This window comes from Streptomyces sp. NPDC013317, from assembly GCF_055563155.1.
In genome coordinates this window covers 1-19,477 of the sequence record NZ_JBVHDX010000008.1, presented here as the reverse complement: position 1 = coordinate 19,477, position 19,477 = coordinate 1, and the positions used below count along the sequence as shown (strand labels likewise).

Genomic DNA, 19,477 nt, shown 5'->3' with positions numbered 1-19,477 from the left:
ACCAGCACACGCCACCCCGCCCCGGCGCCGTTCACGACCCCGGGGCGAAGCCGTCCGCGCCCCCGGAACGAAGCGGTCCGCGCTCCCGGGGCGAAGCCGTCCGCGCCCGCCCCCGCTACCCCTGCTCGCCGCGGGCGGCGGCGGGTCTGCGGGTGCGGGGCAGGACCCTCAGCGCGTCCCCCATGTCCGCCACCTCGGTGACCTTCATCCCCGCGGGCACCTTCCCCGGATCGCCGGGGACCAGCGCGTGCGTGAACCCGAGCCGGTGCGCCTCGGCCAGCCGGCGCTGCACGCCCGTGACCCGGCGGACCTCGCCCGCGAGACCGACCTCGCCGATCGCGACGAGGTTCTTCGGGAGCGGGGTGTCGCTGGCGGCGGAGGCCAGGGCGAGGGCGATCGCCAGGTCGGCGGCGGGCTCGGAGAGCTTCACGCCGCCCACGGTCGCCGAATAGATGTCCCGCTTGCCGAGCGCGCTGATCCGGCCGCGCTGCTCCAGGACGGCCAGCATCATCGAGACCCGGGAGGTCTCCAGGCCCGAGGTGGTCCGCCGGGGCGACGGGATCTGGGAGTCGACCGTCAGCGCCTGCACCTCGGCCACCAGCGGCCTGCGACCCTCCAGGGTGACCGTCAGGCAGGTCCCGGGCACGGCCACGTCCCGCCGGGTCAGGAAGAGCCCGGAGGGGTCGGCGAGGCCCGTGATCCCCTCGTCGTGCAGCTCGAAGCAGCCGACCTCGTCCGTCGCCCCGTACCGGTTCTTCACGCCGCGGACGAGCCTCAGGCGCGCGTGCCGGTCTCCTTCGAAGCTCAGGACGACGTCGACCAGGTGCTCCAGGAGCCGGGGTCCGGCGATGTTGCCGTCCTTGGTGACATGGCCGACGAGGAGCGTGGCCATCCCGCGCTCCTTGGAGGCCCGGATGAGCGCCCCCGCGACCTCGCGCACCTGGGCCATGCCGCCCGGAGCCCCGTCGATCTCCGGCGAGGCGACCGTCTGCACCGAGTCCATGATCAGCAGCGAGGGCTTCACGGCGTCGAGGTGGCCGAGGACGGCGGACAGGTCCGTCTCCGCGGCCAGGTACAGATGGTCGTTGAGGGCGTTGATCCGGTCGGCGCGCAGCCGGACCTGGCTCGCGGACTCCTCGCCCGTGACGTACAGCGTGCGGTGCTCCTCGTTCGCGGCCTTCGAGGCGACGTCGAGCAGCAGCGTGGACTTGCCGACGCCGGGCTCCCCGGCGAGCAGCACGACGGCCCCGGGCACGAGCCCCCCGCCCAGGACCCGGTCCAGCTCGTCCACACCCGTGGAGCGGGCGGTGGCCTGCCGGCCGTCGACCTGGCCGATCGGGAGCGCGGCCGTGGAGACGCGGCCGGGGGCGGTGGTGCGGACGGCGGGCGCGCCGTACTCCTCGACCGTCCCCCAGGCCTGGCACTCGGGGCAACGGCCGAGCCATTTGGCGGTCGTCCAGCCGCATTCGGTGCAGCGGTAGGACGGCCGGTCCTTGGCGGATTTCGTACGGGCAGCCATGCGCCACACCGTAGCGGCCCCCACTGACAGTGGACTCCGGGCCGGAGGCCCGCCGGCCCCACGGCATCGGAATGTCCCGCTCCTGTCCCCTTTCGAGCGATACCTTCACCCGTAAGGATTAAAAGTGTTCAACCGGTACGAAGAGTCCGCCCTGCCTTGCCTACGGTCGCCAAGTGACGAGCAGCAGGCTGGAACCCCCCACCCACACCACCGGCGCACACCGGGCGCACCGGCGGGCGGCCGAAGGTGCCCGCACCCTCGGTCAGCACCCGCCCGCCCGCTACGAGGCGTATCTGGACGGTCTGTTCACCTACTGCCTCTCCGTGCTCTGCGACCACGACGCCGCGACGACCGTCCTCGGCGACGTCCTGGCCGTCGCCGAGCGCCACCGCGGCCGCTGTCCCTCCGACGAGGGCGGGCGCAAGGCCTGGCTGTACGCGCTCGCGCGCTGGGCCTGTCTGCGCGGCCTCGCCGAGCAGCGCCGCACCCGGCCGGGCGCGCACACCGGCCGCCCGGCCGTCGAGGAGCCGCAGCCGCCCCGGGTCTCCGATGAGGTCGCCGAGCGCCGCCGTGCCGAACTGGCGCTGCTGGCCTGGCCGGAGGCCGCGGGCACCACCCCCGAGCAGCGCGAGGCGCTCGAACTCGCCGTCCGGCACGGCCTCGGCCACCGCGAGGTCGCCGCCGTGCTCTCCCTCGACCCGCTCGCCGCCCGCGAGCTGCTTTCCTCGGCCGCCTGCGAGGTCGAGCGCACCCGCGCCGCGCTCGCGGTCGTCGAGACCGGGAACTGCCCCACGGTCGCCCGGCTCACCGGCGACCACCAGGTGCTGCTCTCCGCGACCCTGCGCGCCGAGCTGGTCCGCCATGTCGACGACTGCCCGCGGTGCCGCCGGGCGGCCGAGCGGGCGGGCGCGGGCGGCCCGTGGCCCGGTGCGGCGTCGCCCACCCCGGCCCGGCTCCCGCTGGTCGAGGCGCCGAGGGCGGCCGCGTACGTGGCGATGCTGCACGTCCCGCGCGCGCGTGCCGTCGCCCCCCGCTTCGGGCCGGCCGGATTCCCCCTGGACCCGAAGGACCACGCGGCCCGCCGCGACCGGATGCGGGCCCGCGCGGTGACGACGACCGTCGTGGCGGCCGTCGTCGCGGCCCCGGTGCTCGCCCTGTGGGCCTCGTACCGAGGCGGCCCCGCCGGGGAGGGCGACCACGCCGGCGCGCCGGTCAGCGCGAGCGAGGCGGACGACCCGACGGGCCTCGACGGCACTCCGTACGACCACTACGAGAACGCGGGCAACGCCCGCACCACGCCCGAGCCCCGCTTCACCCGGGGCAGCAGGTCCCCGGACGTCTCGGTCGAGGTGATCAGCCCCGGCGGGCCCGTGGGGCCGTCGCTGCCCGGTCAGGCCGGCCCCGGCCGGATCACGGTGACGGCCCGGGGGAACGGCGACACGACGCTGCTCACCCTCACCGCCTCCGGCGGCTCGCCGGTCGACTGGTCGCTCTGGTCGGACGCGCCCTGGCTGTACGTGAGCCAGGCCTCGGGCACCCTGCGGCCCGGCGAGTCCGTGACGGTCCGGATCTCCGTGGACCCCGCGCACGAGCCCGCGGGCGCCTGGTCGGCCCGGGTCGGGGTCAACCCCTCGGGCGCCGTCGTACGGATCGACGGCCGCGGGAGGACGACCCCGGCGCCCCCGACGACGGAAGTGCCCCCGCCGGCGACGGAGGAGCCGCCGCCGACCACGGAGGAGCCGACGACGCCGCCGCCGACGACCGAGGAGCCGCCGCCGACCACGGAAGAGCCGACGACCCCTCCGCCCACGACGGAGCCCACTCCGACGACCGAACCGCCCTCGTCCACGGACCCCGGCACGCCCAGCGGCTCGGACTCACCGCCACCGCCCTAGGGCTACCGCTCGGCCGGGTCCGCCGGGTCCGCCGGGTGCGGAGCCACCAGCGGCAGCTGGGCCGCCAGCCGCGCCTCGCACAGCTCCACCAGCACGTCGTACGCCGCCTTGCCCATCAGCTCGGTCAGCTCGGGCCGGTACGTCACGTACACCGGCTCCCCGGCGCCGTGCGCCGAAGTCGCCGACGTGCACCACCAGTGCAGGTCGTGACCGCCCGGGCCCCAGCCCCGGCGGTCGTACTCGCCGATCGACACCTGGAGGATCCGGGAGTCGTCGGGCCGGTCGATCCACTCGTACGTCCGGCGCACCGGCAGCTGCCAGCAGACGTCCGGCTTGGTCTCCAGCGGCTCCTTGCCCTCCTTGAGGGCCAGGATGTGCAGCGAGCAGCCGGCGCCGCCCTCGAACCCCGGGCGGTTCTGGAAGATGCAGGACCCCTTCCAGCGTCGGGTCTGCCGGTCGCCGTCCTCGTCGAGCTGCACCCAGCCCGACTCCGTCCCGACGTCGTGGAACTGCCAGAGTTCGGGCGTGAGCCGGTCCACGTACGAGGCGACCCGCTTCTCGTCGTCCTCGTCGGAGAAGTGCGCGCCGAGCGTGCAGCAGCCGTCGTCGGCGCGGCCGGCCTGGATGCCCTGGCAGCCGCTGCCGAAGATGCACGTCCAGCGGGAGGTGAGCCAGGTCAGGTCGCAGCGGAAGACCTGCTCGTCGTCGGCCGGGTCGGGAAACTCGACCCAGGCGCGCGGAAAGTCGAGGCCCTTCTCGTCCGGTTCGCCATGGCCGGAGGTCGCGCCCTGCTTCTTGGAGGTCTTCTGAGCCTTGGCAGCGCTGTCTTTGCCCGGCTTCGCCTTTTTCGTCTTTGGCACACCACCAGCGTATGCGGGTGGGAGCAGTAGCGTTCCGTCCATGAGACTCGGAGTCCTCGACGTCGGTTCGAACACAGTGCACCTGCTGGTGGTGGACGCCCACCCCGGCGCCCGCCCGCTGCCCGCCCACTCCCACAAGGCCGAGCTGCGCCTGGCGGAGCTCCTCGACGGCGCGGGCGCCATCGCCCCCGACGGGATCGAGCGGCTCATCGCGACCGTCCGGGACGCGCTGCAGGCCGCCGAGGACAAGGGCTGCGAGGAGGTGCTGCCGTTCGCGACCTCGGCGGTCCGCGAGGCGACCAACGCCGACGCGGTCCTCGACCGCGTGAAGCGGGAGACCGGCATCGACCTCCAGGTCCTCACCGGCGACGAGGAGGCCCGGCTCACGTTCCTGGCGGCGCGCCGCTGGTACGGCTGGTCCGCGGGGAAGCTGTTCCTCCTGGACATCGGCGGCGGCTCGCTGGAGATCGCGTACGGCATCGACGAGGAGCCGGACACGGCGGTCTCGCTGCCCCTGGGAGCGGGCCGGCTGACGTCGGGATGGCTGCCGGGCGACCCGCCCGACGCGGAGGACGTACGGGCGCTGCGCCGCCACGCGCGCGCCCAGATCGCCCGTACGGTCGGAGAATTCAGCCGCTTCGGCAAGCCCGACCATGTCGTGGCCACGTCCAAGACCTTCAAGCAGCTCGCCCGGATCGCCGGAGCGGCCGGCTCCGAGAAGGGGCTCTATCTGCGACGCGTCCTGACCCGCGCGTCCCTGGAGGAGTGGGTTCCCAAGCTCAGCGCGATGAGCGCGGCCCAGCGCGCCGGCCTCCCGGGCGTGTCGGAGGGCCGCGCGCGCCAGCTGCTCGCGGGCGCGCTGGTGGCGGAGGGCGCGATGGACCTGTTCGGCGTGGACGAGCTGGAGATCTGCCCCTGGGCGCTCCGCGAGGGCGTGATCCTGCGCCGCCTGGACCACCTGCCGGAGGAGTAGCCCCTGAACGGAGTCCGGGCCGCACGCATGCGTGGAGCGGTATACCGAACGCTGTCCGGGCCGCGCGCGTGGAGCGGTAAACCGAACGGAGTCCGGGCCGCACGCGCGCGTGGGGGGCTCGCGCGGCGGCCCCGCACCCCCGTCGCGACCGAGCGTGACGGGAACCACCTCCCCGGCCCCCGCCCCGCCCCGTACGCTGTCCTTCGTGGCAGAACCAGTGGTGCGCGTCCCGGATGCGAAGGTCGCCCTGTCGACGGCCTCGGTCTATCCGGAGTCGACGGCGACGGCCTTCGAGATCGCCGCGCGCCTCGGTTACGACGGTGTCGAGATCATGGTGTGGACCGATCCGGTCAGCCAGGACATCGAGGCCCTGCGCCGCCTCTCGGACTACCACCAGGTCCCGATCCTCGCCGTCCACGCGCCCTGTCTGCTGATCACGCAGCGCGTCTGGTCCACGGACCCCTGGGTCAAGCTCCAGCGAGCCCAGGCGGCCGCGGAGAAGCTCGGCGCCTCCACGGTCGTCGTCCACCCGCCGTTCCGCTGGCAGCGCCAGTACGCCCGCGACTTCGTCAACGGCATCTGGCGGATGGCCGACGAGACGGACGTCCGGTTCGCCGTCGAGAACATGTACCCCTGGCGGTACAAGGACCGCGAGATGCTCGCGTACGCCCCCGAGTGGGACGTCACCAAGGACGACTACCGCCATTTCACGGTCGACCTCTCCCACACCGCCACCGCCCGTACGGACGCCCTCGCGATGATCGACCGGATGGGCGACCGCCTCGGCCACGTCCACCTCGCCGACGGCAAGGGCTCGGCCAAGGACGAGCACCTGGTCCCCGGCCGCGGCAACCAGCCCTGCGCCGAGGTCCTGGAGCGGCTGGCGCTCAACGGTTTCGACGGCCACGTGGTCGTCGAGGTCAACACCCGGCGGGCGATGTCCGCGGCCGAACGCGAGGCCGACCTCGCGGAGGCCCTCGCCTTCACCCGCCTGCACCTGGCCTCCGCCGCCAAGTCCTCCCGAGTGCCCCGCTCATGACGGGACCGGCCCCGGCCCCGCGCCGCCGCGGCCGCCCCTCCCGTACCGAGGAGGAGAGCGGACCCGGCGCCCGCGAGCGCATCCTGGAAGCCGCCCGCTCGCAGTTCGCCGAGCGCGGCTACGACAAGACCTCCGTCCGCGGCATCGCCAAGGCGGCCGACGTGGACCCGGCGCTCGTGCACCACTACTTCGGTACGAAGGACGAGGTCTTCGCCGCAGCGATCGAGGTCTCCTTCGAGCCCGCCGTCGTCCTCCCCGCGATCCTCGGCGGCCCCCTCGACGGCATCGGCGAGCGGCTCGCCCGCTACTTCATCGGCGTCTGGGAGAACCCGGTCAGCCGCGCCCCGCTCCTCGCGATCATCCGCTCCGCCCTGACGCACGAGGCGGCGGCCAAGGTGCTGCGCGGCTTCGTCCTGCGCCGGCTCCTGGAGCGGATCGCCGCGGATCTCGACGTACCGGATCCGAAGTTCCGCGCGGAACTCGCCGCCTCCCACATGATCGGGATCGCGATCCTGCGGTACGTCATCAAGGTCGAGCCGATGGCCTCGGCCGACCCCGAGGCGATCGTGGCCCACGTGGCCCCGACGCTCCAGCGCTACCTCACGGACCCGCGCCCCACGTCCTGACCGAAACCCTGACCGAAGGCTGAACAGCGCGTCCGGCATGCGGACAAGCCGTCCAGATATTGGTCGCGCGGCGTACGCTCGACAGCAAGCACACCCATCACTGAGGAGCGAGCGACGATGCCCGAGCTGAGGTCCCGCACTGTCACCCACGGCCGCAACATGGCGGGCGCACGCGCCCTTATGCGCGCCTCCGGTGTACCCGGCGCGGACATCGGCCGGAAGCCGATCATCGCGGTGGCGAACTCCTTCACCGAGTTCGTCCCGGGCCACACCCATCTGCAGCCCGTCGGCCGGATCGTCTCCGAGGCCATCACGGCCGCCGGTGCCATCCCGCGCGAGTTCAACACGATCGCCGTCGACGACGGGATCGCCATGGGCCACGGCGGCATGCTCTACTCCCTGCCCTCCCGCGACCTGATCGCGGACAGCGTGGAGTACATGGTGGAGGCCCACTGCGCCGACGCCCTGATCTGCATCTCCAACTGCGACAAGATCACCCCCGGCATGCTGAACGCGGCCCTGCGCCTCAACATCCCGACGGTCTTCGTCTCCGGCGGCCCGATGGAGTCCGGCAAGGCCACGCTGGTCGACGGCACGGTCCGCACGCTCGACCTGGTCGACGCGATCTCCGACGCGGTCAACGACAAGATCTCGGACGAGGACATCCTCCGGATCGAGGAGAACGCCTGCCCGACCTGCGGGTCCTGTTCCGGCATGTTCACCGCCAACTCGATGAACTGCCTGACCGAGGCCATCGGCCTCTCCCTCCCCGGCAACGGCTCGGTCCTCGCCACCCACACGGCCCGCAAGGCGCTGTACGAGAACGCCGCGCGCACGGTGGTCGACATCACCCGTCGCTACTACGACGAGGACGACGACTCGGTCCTGCCGCGCTCGGTCGCCACCCGCGCGGCCTTCGAGAACGCCATGGCCCTGGACATCGCCATGGGCGGCTCGACGAACACGATCCTGCACCTGCTGGCCGCCGCCCAGGAGGCCGAGCTGGACTACGGGCTCTCCGACATGGACGAGGTCTCGCGGCGCGTGCCGTGTCTGGCCAAGGTCGCGCCGAACGTCGCGCCCGGCGGCACGTACTACATGGAGGACGTGCACCGCGCCGGCGGCATCCCGGCCATCCTGGGCGAGCTGTACCGGGCGGGCCTCCTCAACGAGGACGTGCACACCGTCCACTCCCGCTCCATCAAGGAGTGGCTGGGGACCTGGGACGTGCGCGGAGGCTCCCCCTCCGAGGAGGCCGTCGAGCTGTGGCACGCGGCGCCCGGCTGCGTCCGTTCGGCGACCGCCTTCTCGCAGTCCGAGCGCTGGGACTCCCTGGACACCGACGCGGCCGGCGGCTGCATCCGCGACGCGGCCCACGCGTACTCGAAGGACGGCGGACTCGCGGTCCTGCGCGGCAACCTGGCCGTCGATGGCTGTGTCGTGAAGACGGCCGGTGTGGACGAGTCGATCTGGACCTTCGAGGGCCCGGCGGTCGTCTGCGAGTCGCAGGAAGAGGCAGTCGAGAAGATCCTCAACAAGCAGATCACCGACGGCGACGTGGTCGTCATCCGCTACGAGGGCCCGCGCGGCGGCCCGGGCATGCAGGAGATGCTCTACCCGACCTCCTTCCTCAAGGGCCGGGGCCTGGGCAAGACCTGTGCGCTGGTGACGGACGGCCGCTTCTCGGGCGGTACGTCGGGCCTGTCGATCGGTCACGCGTCCCCGGAGGCGGCTTCGGGCGGCACGATCGCGCTGGTCGAGGACGGCGACCGGATCCGTATCGACATCCCGAGCCGTTCGATCGAACTGCTCGTCGACGACGCCACGCTGGCGACCCGCCGTGAGGCCCTGGGCGGGGTGTACGCCCCGAAGAACCGGCAGCGGAAGGTCTCGGCGGCGCTGCGGGCGTACGCGGCGATGGCGACGAGCGCGGACAAGGGCGCGGTGCGCGACGTGACGAAGCTGGCCTGACCCGGCCGGCCAGGCCGCCCGGGCCCGATCGGTCTTCTGTACCGCGGGCTCGGGGCTGTGACGAAACGAGGCGGGCGCGGACCTACCCGGCCCGGACCTACCCGGCCCGTGCCTACCCGGCGCGGCGGCGCGGCACGGCCCAAAGCCCGACACCACGGTGCGAATCGCGTCCGCACCGCTGCCAGGACCGGCGGGGGTGCGGGCCGGTCGTCCGGGCCGGTCGGCTGTCAGCTGGACGCGGTGGCGGGCGCGGGGAGGGGAGGCGGAGACGTCCGCTCCCCACGCCCGCCGTTCGCGGGACGGGGAGCGCGTCGCGCGGCCCGGCCCGTGGCCCCCTCCCGTTCCGCTGCACCGACCCCGTGAGGCACGGCGGCAGGCCCGCCGTCACCAGTCGGCGGGGTCCCGCCCGTCCACGGCGAACACGGATCCGTCCGGCGCGGTCCCGAAGACCTTCTCCCCGGCGACGACCGGCGCCGGCACGGTCGTCGTGTACCCGAGCCGGCCGTCCCGCAGCCGCGGCGCGGTCTGCCCGAGCAGCGCCCCGCGCCCGGTGTCGACGGCGAGCAACCGCCCGTCGGCGACCGAGAGGTAGAGCCGCTCGCCGGGCCCGAGGACGGGCGCCGAGACGTAGCCCGCCGCGGTGTCCAGCTCCCACAGAACACGGCCGGACGGGCCGGCGGCGGTGTCGACGGCCGTGACGTGGCCGGCCTGGTCGAGGACGTACACGGTGTCGCCGCGCACGGCGAACCGCGCGTCGTAGAGCCGGACCTGCAGAGCAGTACGCCGGACGGAGTGGTCGGCCGGGTCGTAGCGGACCAGGGCGTCGACCTCCATGCCGCGGTGGTGCGACGCGAGGACCAGCGCGCCGTCCTCGGCCTGCCCGATCGGCGTCAGGTGGCCCTCCAGGCGCCGCTGCCACACCACTTCGCCGGTCGCGGGGCGCAGCGCGGCCACGCGGGTGCGGGTCCCGTCGGCGGAGGACTCGGAGACGGTCACGAGGCCGGTGTTCGCCTCGTAGGGCCCCAACTGGGGTGCGGTGAACCCGGGGAGGTCGTGGCTCCAGAGCTCCCGCCCGGTGGAGCTGTCGACGGCCCGGATCCCGCCGGTCCCGGTGGACAGGACGACGGCCGTCCCGGCGGGCCCGACCCGCTCGGCGACGGCCGGGCCGGTGTGCCAGCCGGGAGCGCCGTCGTTGGCCGTGAAGGTGCGCAGGGGGCCGTTCGGCGAGGGGACGGCGACGAGGCCGCCGGGCAGTACGGACGGCGGGGCCGCGACCGGCGGTGCGGACGGACCGCTGTCGGCGGGGTGCGACCACAGGATGCGCCCGGTCGCCGGGTCGAGCCGGGCGGCGGCCGTCCCCCCGCCCGTGCAGTAGAGAGCGCCGGCGCCATGGGCACAGGTCGGCGCGGACGGCTCCCCGTCCTTCCGCAGGACGGTCTGCCAGCCGTCGAAGGCGACGGCCGCCTGGGCCGGGTTCGGCCGGGGCGCGGGCTCGTCGCCGCCGGCGCGCAGGACCACGAGCGCGCCGCCCGCCGCGAGGACGGCGAGCGTGGCGGCGGCCACGACGGACGACCGCCGCCGTCGGCGGGCACGCGGCGCCGGGGCGCGTACGGGCGTGTCCGCGTCCCACGCCGCCGACGCCCCGACGCCCCCGGATCCGACGACCGAGCCGGGCGGGTCGCCGAGGTGGCCGGGCAGCGTGGGCGGCCGCCGCTGCGCGGGTATGAAGGCCGCGGCCTCGTACGAGGGCGGCAGCAGTGCCGCCATGATCTCGGCCGGAGTCGGGCGCTCCGCCGGCTCCTTGGCCAGGCAGCGCGCGACGAGCGGAGCAAGCGCCTCCGGGACGCCCGTCAGATCCGGCTCGTCGTGGACGACCTGGTAGGCGACGATGTACGGACTGTCGGAGTCGAACGGCCCGTGCCCGGTGGCCGCGTGCACCAGCACGGAGCCGAGCGCGAAGACGTCCGCAGCCGGGCCGACCTCGCGCGGCCGCTGGAACTGTTCGGGTGCCATGAACGGCGGCGACCCGATCAGCTTCCCGGTCTCCGTGTGCAGATCGCTGTCGACCGGCCGGGAGATGCCGAAGTCGATGACCTTCGGCCCGGTGTCGGTGAGCAGGACGTTGCTCGGCTTGAGGTCGCGGTGGACGACACCGGCCCGGTGGATGTCGCGCAGGGCCTCGGCGAGTCCGGCCGTCAGCCGGCGCAGTTCGGCGGGGGACAGGGGGCCGTTCCGCTTCACCTGGTCGGCGAGGGTGGGGCCGGGGACGTAGAGCGTGGCCATCCACGGGCGTTCGGCGTCGGGGTCCGCGTCCACGACGGGCGCGGTGAAGGCCCCGCTGACCCGGCGCGCGGCGGCCACCTCCTGGCGGAAGCGAGCCCTGAACTCCGGGTCCTCCGCGTACTGTCCGTGCACCACCTTGACCGCGAGCCGCAGCCCGGAGGCGGAGCTGGCCAGATGGACCACGCCCATGCCGCCCGAGCCGAGGACGGCCTGGAGGCGGTACTCGCCCGCGTACTCGGGCTCTTCCGCGTCCCGGTCGGCACCGCTCCTGCGCAACGGCGGCATCGCCCACCCCCGTGTGGTCCCCGTCGAGTTTCGCGCGCGTGCGCGACGCACGGAGCCTAGTCGATGGCACCCGGGATGTCGGTGGGGCTTGCTAGCCTGCGCGTCGCAGAGAGTGAATCGCACCGGAGCGCTTGCTCCACGGGGGAGGACGCCATGGGCGTGGAGGACACGAAGGAAGCGGTGACCGCCGGACCGGAGGTGTCGGCGCTGAGCGGGGCGCGGTACCCGATCGCGCCGGGGACGCGCGTCAACGTCCGCTCGGGCCCGGGTACGCAGTACGCGGTGGTGCGGATCCTGCCGGCGGGCTCCTGGGTGGCGATCCGCTGCCAGACGCCCGGCCAGACGGTCACCGGCCCGTACGGCACGACGAACATCTGGGACAACATCGGGTCCGGGGAGTTCATCTCCGACGCGTACGTGAAGACGGGCAGTGACGGGTACGTCGCCCCGCGCTGCGGCTGACCCTTCCCTCGCCGTCCGGGGATAATCGACCTCGTGAGCGAAGAAGACCAGACCGCCGAGCCCCGCAGCACCGAGCCTGCCTCGACCCCCGCCGGACCGCAGCCCGAGGAGATCCGTTTCTTCGGGACGACCTGGGTGGAGCACGACGGGCAGTACGGCCTGCGCCGCGCCGGTGTCGCCCTCGGGGCGCTCACCGCCGCGGCCGCGGGCTGCTTCGTGCTGCGGTTCGCCTACCAGGGCCTGGAGATCGCCGAGGTCGGCGGCTTCGTGAACCTGCTCGTGGTGCTCATGTTCGCGATCTGCAGCGCCATCGCGTTCCGCAAGACCTGGGAGGGCTTCGTCCGCCGCCCGGCCGACCCGGCCCGCGAGGACGCGCTGCGCAGCCTGAAGATGATCGGTTTCATCGGCTCGCTGCTGGCCTACTTCTTCCGGAGCCTCGTCGAGGCGCCGGGCGAGAAGCTGCACCGCACCGAGTACGAGACGGCCCGCAGTCAGTACGAGAAGCGGCGCGGCGCCCGGACGGGCAACCCGGCGGCCCGCAAGAAGCCCAAGCCCAAGCGCAGGTAGCGGCGCGGGGTGGCGACGCCCCGCCCATGTCACATTCCGCGGAGGCCGGCCGTCCCCCGTGCATGAAGACGACACCGAGCCACCCCGGCCCGCACGCCACCGCCACCCGCGTCCTGGTCCTCGGAGCCGGTTACGCCGGACTCATGGCCGCTCTCCGCCTGGCTCCGCACGCCCACGTCACCCTGGTCGACCCGGCCGACCGGTTCACCGAACGCGTACGGCTCCACGAACGCGCCGCCGGCCGCCCCGACGTCACCCACCCGCTCGCCGGCTTCCTGCGCGGTACGGGGATCGAGCACATCGCCGCCCGGGCCACCGGCCTCGATCCGGAGGCCCGGCTGGTCACGACCGACGACGGCCGCGGTCTGCCGTACGACCGGCTCGTCTACGCCCTCGGCAGCCGCACCGCCCTCCCGGGTGGCGGCGCCGGAACGACCGACGGCGGCCTCGGTGCCTCCGCCCCCGCCACCTACACCGCCGAGACGGCCCCCGAACTCCACAAGCACCTGCGGGACCGCCCCGGATCCGTCGTCGTCGTCGGCGGCGGTCTCACCGGCATCGAGATGGCCGCCGAACTCGCCGAGACCTACGGTCCCGCAGGCACGCCCGTCCGCCTGCTGACCGCCGGCCGCCTGGGCCAGGGCCTCGCGTCCCGAGGCGCCGACCATGTCCGCTCGGTCCTGCGGGCCCGCGGGGTGCGGATCGAGGAGGGCCACCGGGTCGCCCGCCCCGAGGACGTCGACGCCGCCGTGGTCGTCTGGGCCGCCGCCCTGGCGCCCAACGCCGAGCTCGCCGCCTCCGCCGGCCTCGCTCTCGCCCCCTCCGGCCGCATCGCCGTCGACGCCTTCCTGCGCTCGGTCTCGTACCCCGAGATCTACGTCCCCGGCGACGCGGGCGCCGCCACCACCCCCGTCGCCGGGGCGCTCCGGATGGCCTGCGCGACCGCTCTTCCGACGGGCGCCCACGCGGCGGTGTCGATCATCGGCGAGCTGAAGGGCGATCAACCGGCTCCTCTCGGCTTCGGCTATCTCATCCAGTGCGTCAGCCTGGGCCGCCACGACGGCCTGGTCCAGTTCGTCCGCCCGGACGACTCCCCTCGCGAACGCCTCCTCACCGGCCGGGCCGCCGCCGCCACGAAGGAGCAGGTCGTCCGCTCGACGGTCCGCTTCCTCCGTCTGGCGGCCCGTCGGCCCTCGCTGGTCCGTTACATCCCCGGTATCGGCTGATCCCTCCCGGACCCCCGCCCAGAAGGCCACGGGGTCGGGGCACGCCGCTTGACGCTCCGACCCCCCGCGAGCATTATTCAACGCATGATGAATTACTCGGAAGGGGGCACCGCCCCGGCGATCATGGCGCGCGGCCTCACCGTCGTACGAGGCGACCGCACCGTCCTGCGCGGCCTCGACTTCTCCGTGCCCCCGGGCCGGATCACCGGCCTCCTCGGCCCCTCCGGCTGCGGCAAGTCGACCCTGATGCGCGCGATCGTCGGCACCCAGGCCCACGTCACCGGCACCCTCGACGTCCTCGGCCGGCCGGCGGGCGACGCCTCCCTGCGCTCCCGCATCGGCTACGTCACCCAGGCGCCGTCCGTCTACGACGACCTCACCGTCCGCCAGAACCTCGACTACTTCGCCGCCGTGCTCCTCCCCGGCCGTGCCCACCGCGAAGACCGCCGCGCCGCCGTCGCCCGCGCCATCGACGACGTCGACCTCGGCAGCCACGCCGGCTCCCTCGCGGGACGCCTCTCCGGCGGCCAGCGCAGCCGCGTCTCCCTCGCCGTCGCCCTCCTCGGCACCCCGGAGGTCCTCGTCCTCGACGAACCCACCGTCGGACTCGACCCCGTGCTGCGCCGCGACCTCTGGAACCTCTTCCACCGCATCGCCGAAGAGCGCGACGCCGCGATCCTCGTCTCCTCCCACGTCATGGACGAGGCCGAGCGCTGCCACCGGCTGCTCCTCATGCGCGAGGGCGAGATCCTCGCCGAGGACACCCCCGAAGCCCTCCGGCGACGCAACGACACCGCCACCGTCGAAGAGGCCTTCCTCCACCTCGTCGACGCCGCCGCCGCCCGCGCGGCCGTACCCGTCCAGGAGCACCAGCGATGAGCAGCGCCCGCACCCTCGCCACTGCCGCCCGCGTCCTGCGCCAACTGCGCCACGACCCGCGCTCGATCGCCCTGATGATCCTCGTCCCCTGCCTGATGCTGCTCCTGCTCCGGTACGTCTTCGACGGCAGCCCGGAGACCTTCGACAACATCGGCGCCTCGCTGCTCGGCATCTTCCCGCTGATCACGATGTTCCTCGTGACCTCGATCGCCACCCTGCGCGAACGCACCTCAGGGACCCTGGAACGCCTGCTCGCCATGCCACTCGGCAAGGGCGACCTCATCGGCGGCTACGCCCTCGCCTTCGGACTCCTCGCCATCGTCCAGTCCGCCCTCGCCACCGGCCTCGCCGTCGGCCTCCTCGGACTCGACGTCATCGGCTCGCCCTGGCTCCTCCTTCTCGTCGCCCTCCTCGACGCCCTCCTCGGCACCGCCCTCGGCCTCTTCGTCTCGGCCTTCGCCGCCTCCGAGTTCCAGGCCGTCCAGTTCATGCCGGCCGTGATCTTCCCCCAACTGCTCCTCTGCGGCCTCTTCATCGCCCGCGACCAGATGCAGCCCGTCCTCGAAGGGATCTCCGACGCCCTGCCCATGTCGTACGCCGTCGACGGCATGAACGAGGTCCTCCGCCACCCCGACATCACCGGCGACTTCGTCCGCGACGCCCTCGTCGTCGCCGGCTGCGCCGTGCTCGTCCTCGCCCTCGGCGCGGCCACCCTCCGCCGCCGCACCGCCTGACGCGCCGGGGGCGTACCGCCCCTCGGACGCCACCGCCGCCCCCACCCGCACGATGGGAGGATGTCCCTGCGTGTGGACGAACCGTCCACACGGATGGACACGGCACATGCCCTTCCGGCGAGGTGAACAGAGCCATGACCCAGACCGTCGCAGTCCTCGGCACCGGCAAGATCGGTGAAGCGCTCCTCAGCGGCATGATCCGGGCCGGCTGGCGCCCCGCCAACCTCGTGGTCACCGCCCGCCGCACCGAGCGCGCCGAAGAGCTGCGCGCCCGCTACGGCGTCGAGGCCGTCACCAACGCCGAGGCCGCCAAGCGCGCCGACACCCTCATCCTCGCCGTGAAGCCGCAGGACATGGGCCGCCTCCTCGACGAGCTGGCCCCCCACGTCGCCGCCGACCGTCTCGTCATCAGCGCCGCCGCCGGTATCCCCACCTCCTTCATCGAGGACCGGCTCACCACCGGCACCCCCGTCGTCCGCGTCATGCCCAACACCCCCGTCCTCGTCGACGAAGGCATGTCCGTCATCTCCGGCGGCAGCCACGCCACCCCCGACCACCTCGTCCACGCCGAGGAGATCTTCGGCGGCGTCGGCAAGACCCTCCGCGTCCCCGAGTCCCAGCAGGACGCCGCCACCGCTCTCTCCGGCTCCGGCCCGGCCTACTTCTACTTCCTCGTCGAGGCCATGACCGACGCCGGCATCCTCCTCGGCCTCCCCCGCGCCCAGGCCCACGACCTGATCGTCCAGGCCGCCATCGGCGCCGCCGTGATGCTCCGCGACAGCGGCGAACACCCCGTCAAGCTCCGCGAAGCCGTCACCTCCCCGGCCGGCACCACCATCAGCGCCATCCGCGAACTGGAGAACCACGGCGTACGGGCCGCCCTCATCGCCGCCCTGGAAGCCGCCCGCGACCGCAGCCGCGAGCTCGCCTCCGGCAACGGCTGACCGCCCCCGGCCCACTCACCCGGCCGCAGCACCCTTCAGCACGTCCTCCGTCGACACGACCCGGGCGAACTGCCCACCCTGTAGCGACACCGCCGTCGCCCGGGTCAGCTCCTCGGCCGTCGCCGCCCATCCGAACGGCCCCTCCAGGTCGAACGTGTGCATCGCGTCCAGCGGAAACACCACGTCGTACCCGAGATTGCCGCCCATCCGCGCCGTCGTCTCGTTGCACATGTTCGTCTGGATCCCGACGATCACGATCTGCGCGATGCCCTCCCCCTTCAGCCACACGTCCAGCGACGGCTCCCCGTAGAACGCCGAATTCACGCTCTTCGTCACCAGCAGCTCCGGCCCGTGCCCCTTCCCCCTCCGTTCCTCGACGAAGTCCTTGAAGCCGTTCCCCACCTGCCCGACCCGCAACGGCGACCGCGACTCGGCCGGCGAATCGTGCCGTACGAACACGACCGGCCGCCCCGTCTCCTGCCACAGGTCGATCAGTGCCGCGATGTTCCCCTCGGCGGCAGGGTTGTCGCGCTTCCCCCAGAACTCCTCCTCGAAGCCCCTCTGTACGTCGACGACAACCAGCGCTGCGTTCTCCGCGATCTCCATACCCCCGATGCTGCCGCCCCTGGCCGGTCCCACCCAGAGGGGGAAAAGTCAGCGATCGATGATTTACTGCCAGCCATGCCGACAGCCCCGGAAGAGTCCCGACGCATCGCCCTGATGACCTTCCCCGGCATCCGTGCCTTCGACGTCTCGGTCATCACCGAGGTCTGGGGCAGCGAGCGCCACCTCCGCGGCGTCCCTCCCTTCGAACTCCGCCGCGTCGCAGCCGACCCGTCCACCCCCGTCTCCCTCCGCGGCGGCCTCACCCTCACCCCTGACCGTTCCCTCTCCTGGCTCGCCCGGGCCGACCTCGTCCTCGTCCCCGGCATCGAGAACCCCGACGACGAGACCCCGGCCCCCGTCCTCGAAGCCCTCCGCCGAGCCCACGCCGCCGGAACCCCCGTCGCCTCCCTCTGCGCGGGCGCCTTCGTCCTCGCCCAGGCAGGACTCCTCGACGGCCGGCGCGCGGTCACCCACTGGAACCTCGCCCCGACCCTCGCCGCCCGGTACCCCCGGATCACCGTCGAACCCGACGCCCTCTTCGTCGAGGACTCCGGCATCTGGACCTCGGCCGGCACCGCCGCCGGCATCGACCTCTGTCTCCACCTCGTCCGCACCGCCCACGGCGCCGAGGCCGCCGCGACGATCGCCCGCTCGATGGTCACCGCCCCCTTCCGCACCGGAACCCAGGCCCAGTTCATCGAACGCCCCACACCCCGGGCCGACCGCGACGCCGACGCCCTTGCCGCCGTCCGCTCCTACGCCCTCGCCCACCTCGACGAACCGCACACCGTCGCCGGCCTGGCCGCCCGCGCCGGTATGTCCCCACGCACCTTCGCCCGCCACTTCCACGCCACCACCGGAACCACCCCCCTGCACTGGCTCATCACCCAGCGCGTCGCCGCCGCCCAGAAACTCCTCGAACTCACCGACCACCCCCTCCCCGAAGTCGCCCGCCGCGCCGGATTCGGCAGCGAGGTCACGATGCGCCAGCACTTCGCCTCGCACCTCGCCACCAACCCGCGCGACTACCGCAACGCCTTCCGTCACACGGCAGGCATCAACCCGATCGCCCGATAGGCCCGGTCCACCAACGGCCGCGCCATCCCCCGGGCCCGCTCGGCCCCGTCCCGTAGCACCTGATCCACATATCCCGGATCGGCCGCCAGCTCCGCGTGCCGCTCCCGCACCGGCCGCAGCAGCTCGACCACCGCGTCCGCCGTGTCCCGCTTCAAGGATCCGTACGACTCATATACACCGGCCAGGGCTTCCGGGTTCCCACCCGTCGAGGCGGCCAGCAGATCGAGCAGATTCGCGACCCCCGGCCGGCCCTCCCGGTCGTAGGCGACATCCCGTCCGCTGTCCGTCACCGCACGCATGATCTTCCGGCGCACGGTCGTCCCGTCGTCCAGCAGATAGACGATCCCCGCCGCGTTCTCGTGCGACTTCCCCATCTTCGAACCGGGGTCCTGCAGGTCCATGACCCGAGCCGCCACCGCGGGACGCGTCGCCCTCGGCACCGTGAAGACATGTCCGTACCGCTGGTTGAACCGCACGGCCAGGTCCCGGGTCAGCTCCACATGCTGCGTCTGGTCGTCGCCGACCGGCACCTCATCGGTTCCGTAGGCAAGGATGTCCGCCGCCATCAGCACCGGGTACGTCAGCAGCGACAGCCGGACCCCCTGCCCCGCCGCCAGCGCCCGCGCGCCCTTCTCCTTGTACTGGATCATCCGCCGCAGCTCGCCGTCGGTGGCCGTGCACTCCAGCAGGTACGACAGCCGGGCGTGCTCGTCCACGTGACTCTGGACGAAGAGGGTGCAGAGTCCCGGGTCGAGGCCGGCCGCCAGCAACAGCGTGGCCGCCTGCCGGCTCAGCCGCCGCACACGGGCCGGGTCGTGCTCGACGGTCAGCGCGTGCAGGTCCACGACGCTGAAGAGCGACTCCGACCGGTGCTGGTCCTCCTCGACCCACCGCCGCACGGCCCCGAGGTAGTTGCCCAGGGTCAGATGCCCGGTGGGCTTGATCCCGCTGAAGATCCGCTTCATCGCGTCCGTTCTCCCTCTCTCCTGTGCGCCGACCCGTCGGCCGCACGCCCCGGAGGGGGATACGCGAACGGCCGCCGAGTCGGCGGCCGCTGAGTGCATGCGTCAGTAGGGGCCGCCCTGTCAGGCGGCCCACCACTGAGTCGTGTGCGCATGCGTGGTCATACGGAGAGGCTACGGGAGAGGACGGGGGTTGACACGGGATTCCCCGATACGTAGTGTTCTCCGAGTTGTCCGACGTGAGCACCGACTCCGGTCGGCCCCGGACAACCATTCCGCAAGATCCACTACCAGCTGATGGTGCTTCGTCGTGCCGTCACGCTTTCCGTGCGTTTTTGCGAAATGAGGAATCCGCGTTCGAAGGTTTGAGCGCGAGTCCCCGATTAGCGTCAGGGGCCGGGAATCCGCTAAAGTCTCACTCGTCGGAACGGCCCAACAGCCGCGAAGACAACTCCCGCTGACTGGGAATCAGGACCGAAAGGATCTGATAGAGTCGGAACCGCCGGAAAGGGAAACGCGAAAGCGAAGAACAGCCCGGCAGCCCGCTCCAGCGGGTGGCAGAAACGGAA

The 19,477-nt window shown here is 73.2% G+C and carries 17 protein-coding genes; 12 read left to right on the top strand and 5 right to left on the bottom strand.

Annotated elements, in window-relative coordinates; translation table 11 throughout:
• Positions 1-115: 115 nt before the first annotated feature.
• Positions 116-1,519, bottom strand: a complete 1,404-nt coding sequence (gene radA, locus ACZ3IJ_RS21070; protein WP_467470316.1) for a DNA repair protein RadA — start codon at positions 1,517-1,519, stop codon at positions 116-118.
• A gap of 173 nt (positions 1,520-1,692) precedes the next feature.
• Here radA and ACZ3IJ_RS21065 point away from each other — a divergent pair, with 173 nt between their 5' ends.
• A complete protein-coding gene (locus ACZ3IJ_RS21065) occupies positions 1,693-3,414 on the top strand; it encodes a BACON domain-containing protein (protein ID WP_467470314.1) in 1,722 nt (573 codons plus the stop codon).
• A gap of 2 nt (positions 3,415-3,416) precedes the next feature.
• On the opposite strand, the gene ACZ3IJ_RS21060 is transcribed toward ACZ3IJ_RS21065, so the two are convergent.
• The gene (locus ACZ3IJ_RS21060) at positions 3,417-4,274 is read right to left on the bottom strand and encodes a DUF3109 family protein (RefSeq protein ID WP_467470313.1); all 858 of its coding nucleotides are present in this window, start codon (positions 4,272-4,274) and stop codon (positions 3,417-3,419) included.
• 40 nt (positions 4,275-4,314) lie between these two features.
• Here ACZ3IJ_RS21060 and ACZ3IJ_RS21055 point away from each other — a divergent pair, with 40 nt between their 5' ends.
• The 4 genes from ACZ3IJ_RS21055 (at position 4,315) to ilvD (ending at position 8,883) form a co-directional block, all read left to right on the top strand.
• Positions 4,315-5,247 (top strand): Ppx/GppA family phosphatase, encoded by a 933-nt coding sequence (locus ACZ3IJ_RS21055; protein ID WP_467470311.1) that lies wholly within the window; start codon positions 4,315-4,317, stop codon positions 5,245-5,247.
• Between the two features lie 205 nt (positions 5,248-5,452).
• Positions 5,453-6,286 (top strand): sugar phosphate isomerase/epimerase family protein, encoded by an 834-nt coding sequence (locus ACZ3IJ_RS21050; protein WP_467470309.1) that lies wholly within the window; start codon positions 5,453-5,455, stop codon positions 6,284-6,286.
• Positions 6,283-6,912, top strand: coding sequence for a TetR/AcrR family transcriptional regulator (locus ACZ3IJ_RS21045; protein WP_467470307.1), 630 nt, complete (start codon positions 6,283-6,285; stop codon positions 6,910-6,912). The genes ACZ3IJ_RS21050 and ACZ3IJ_RS21045 overlap by 4 nt, the downstream gene beginning before the upstream one ends.
• A gap of 117 nt (positions 6,913-7,029) precedes the next feature.
• Positions 7,030-8,883 (top strand): dihydroxy-acid dehydratase, encoded by a 1,854-nt coding sequence (gene ilvD / locus ACZ3IJ_RS21040; protein ID WP_467470305.1) that lies wholly within the window; start codon positions 7,030-7,032, stop codon positions 8,881-8,883.
• A 384-nt stretch (positions 8,884-9,267) separates the two neighbouring features.
• Here ilvD and ACZ3IJ_RS21035 read toward each other — a convergent pair whose 3' ends face one another.
• Positions 9,268-11,451 carry a protein kinase domain-containing protein gene (locus ACZ3IJ_RS21035; protein ID WP_467470303.1) on the bottom strand — a complete coding sequence of 728 codons (2,184 nt, stop codon included), beginning with the start codon at positions 11,449-11,451 and terminating at the stop codon, positions 9,268-9,270.
• Between the two features lie 153 nt (positions 11,452-11,604).
• On the opposite strand from ACZ3IJ_RS21035, the gene ACZ3IJ_RS21030 reads away from it, so the two are divergent.
• The 6 genes from ACZ3IJ_RS21030 to proC all read left to right on the top strand — a co-directional run bounded on the left by ACZ3IJ_RS21030 (position 11,605) and on the right by proC (position 16,263).
• Positions 11,605-11,913, top strand: a complete 309-nt coding sequence (locus ACZ3IJ_RS21030) for a peptidase (protein WP_467470301.1) — start codon at positions 11,605-11,607, stop codon at positions 11,911-11,913.
• Positions 11,914-11,946: 33 nt separating this feature from the next.
• Positions 11,947-12,480 (top strand): hypothetical protein, encoded by a 534-nt coding sequence (locus ACZ3IJ_RS21025; protein WP_467470300.1) that lies wholly within the window; start codon positions 11,947-11,949, stop codon positions 12,478-12,480.
• 62 nt (positions 12,481-12,542) lie between these two features.
• Positions 12,543-13,706: an NAD(P)/FAD-dependent oxidoreductase gene (locus tag ACZ3IJ_RS21020; protein ID WP_467470298.1), complete on the top strand. Its 1,164-nt coding sequence runs from the start codon at positions 12,543-12,545 to the stop codon at positions 13,704-13,706.
• Between the two features lie 84 nt (positions 13,707-13,790).
• On the top strand, positions 13,791-14,585 hold the full coding sequence (locus ACZ3IJ_RS21015; RefSeq protein WP_467470296.1) for an ABC transporter ATP-binding protein: 795 nt from the start codon (positions 13,791-13,793) through the stop codon (positions 14,583-14,585).
• Positions 14,582-15,319 carry an ABC transporter permease gene (locus ACZ3IJ_RS21010; protein ID WP_467470294.1) on the top strand — a complete coding sequence of 246 codons (738 nt, stop codon included), beginning with the start codon at positions 14,582-14,584 and terminating at the stop codon, positions 15,317-15,319. The genes ACZ3IJ_RS21015 and ACZ3IJ_RS21010 overlap by 4 nt, the downstream gene beginning before the upstream one ends.
• 134 nt (positions 15,320-15,453) lie before the next feature.
• Complete coding sequence (gene proC / locus ACZ3IJ_RS21005) at positions 15,454-16,263, top strand: pyrroline-5-carboxylate reductase (protein ID WP_467470292.1); 810 nt, start codon at positions 15,454-15,456, stop codon at positions 16,261-16,263.
• A gap of 15 nt (positions 16,264-16,278) precedes the next feature.
• On the opposite strand, the gene ACZ3IJ_RS21000 is transcribed toward proC, so the two are convergent.
• Complete coding sequence (locus tag ACZ3IJ_RS21000; RefSeq protein WP_467470290.1) at positions 16,279-16,869, bottom strand: cysteine hydrolase family protein; 591 nt, start codon at positions 16,867-16,869, stop codon at positions 16,279-16,281.
• Positions 16,870-16,944: 75 nt separating this feature from the next.
• On the opposite strand from ACZ3IJ_RS21000, the gene ACZ3IJ_RS20995 reads away from it, so the two are divergent.
• A complete protein-coding gene (locus tag ACZ3IJ_RS20995; protein WP_467470288.1) occupies positions 16,945-17,946 on the top strand; it encodes a GlxA family transcriptional regulator in 1,002 nt (333 codons plus the stop codon).
• On the opposite strand, the gene trpS is transcribed toward ACZ3IJ_RS20995, so the two are convergent.
• Positions 17,913-18,911 (bottom strand): tryptophan--tRNA ligase, encoded by a 999-nt coding sequence (trpS, locus tag ACZ3IJ_RS20990; protein ID WP_467470286.1) that lies wholly within the window; start codon positions 18,909-18,911, stop codon positions 17,913-17,915. The two genes, ACZ3IJ_RS20995 and trpS, sit on opposite strands and share 34 nt — an antisense overlap.
• Between the last annotated feature and the right edge of the window lie 566 nt (positions 18,912-19,477).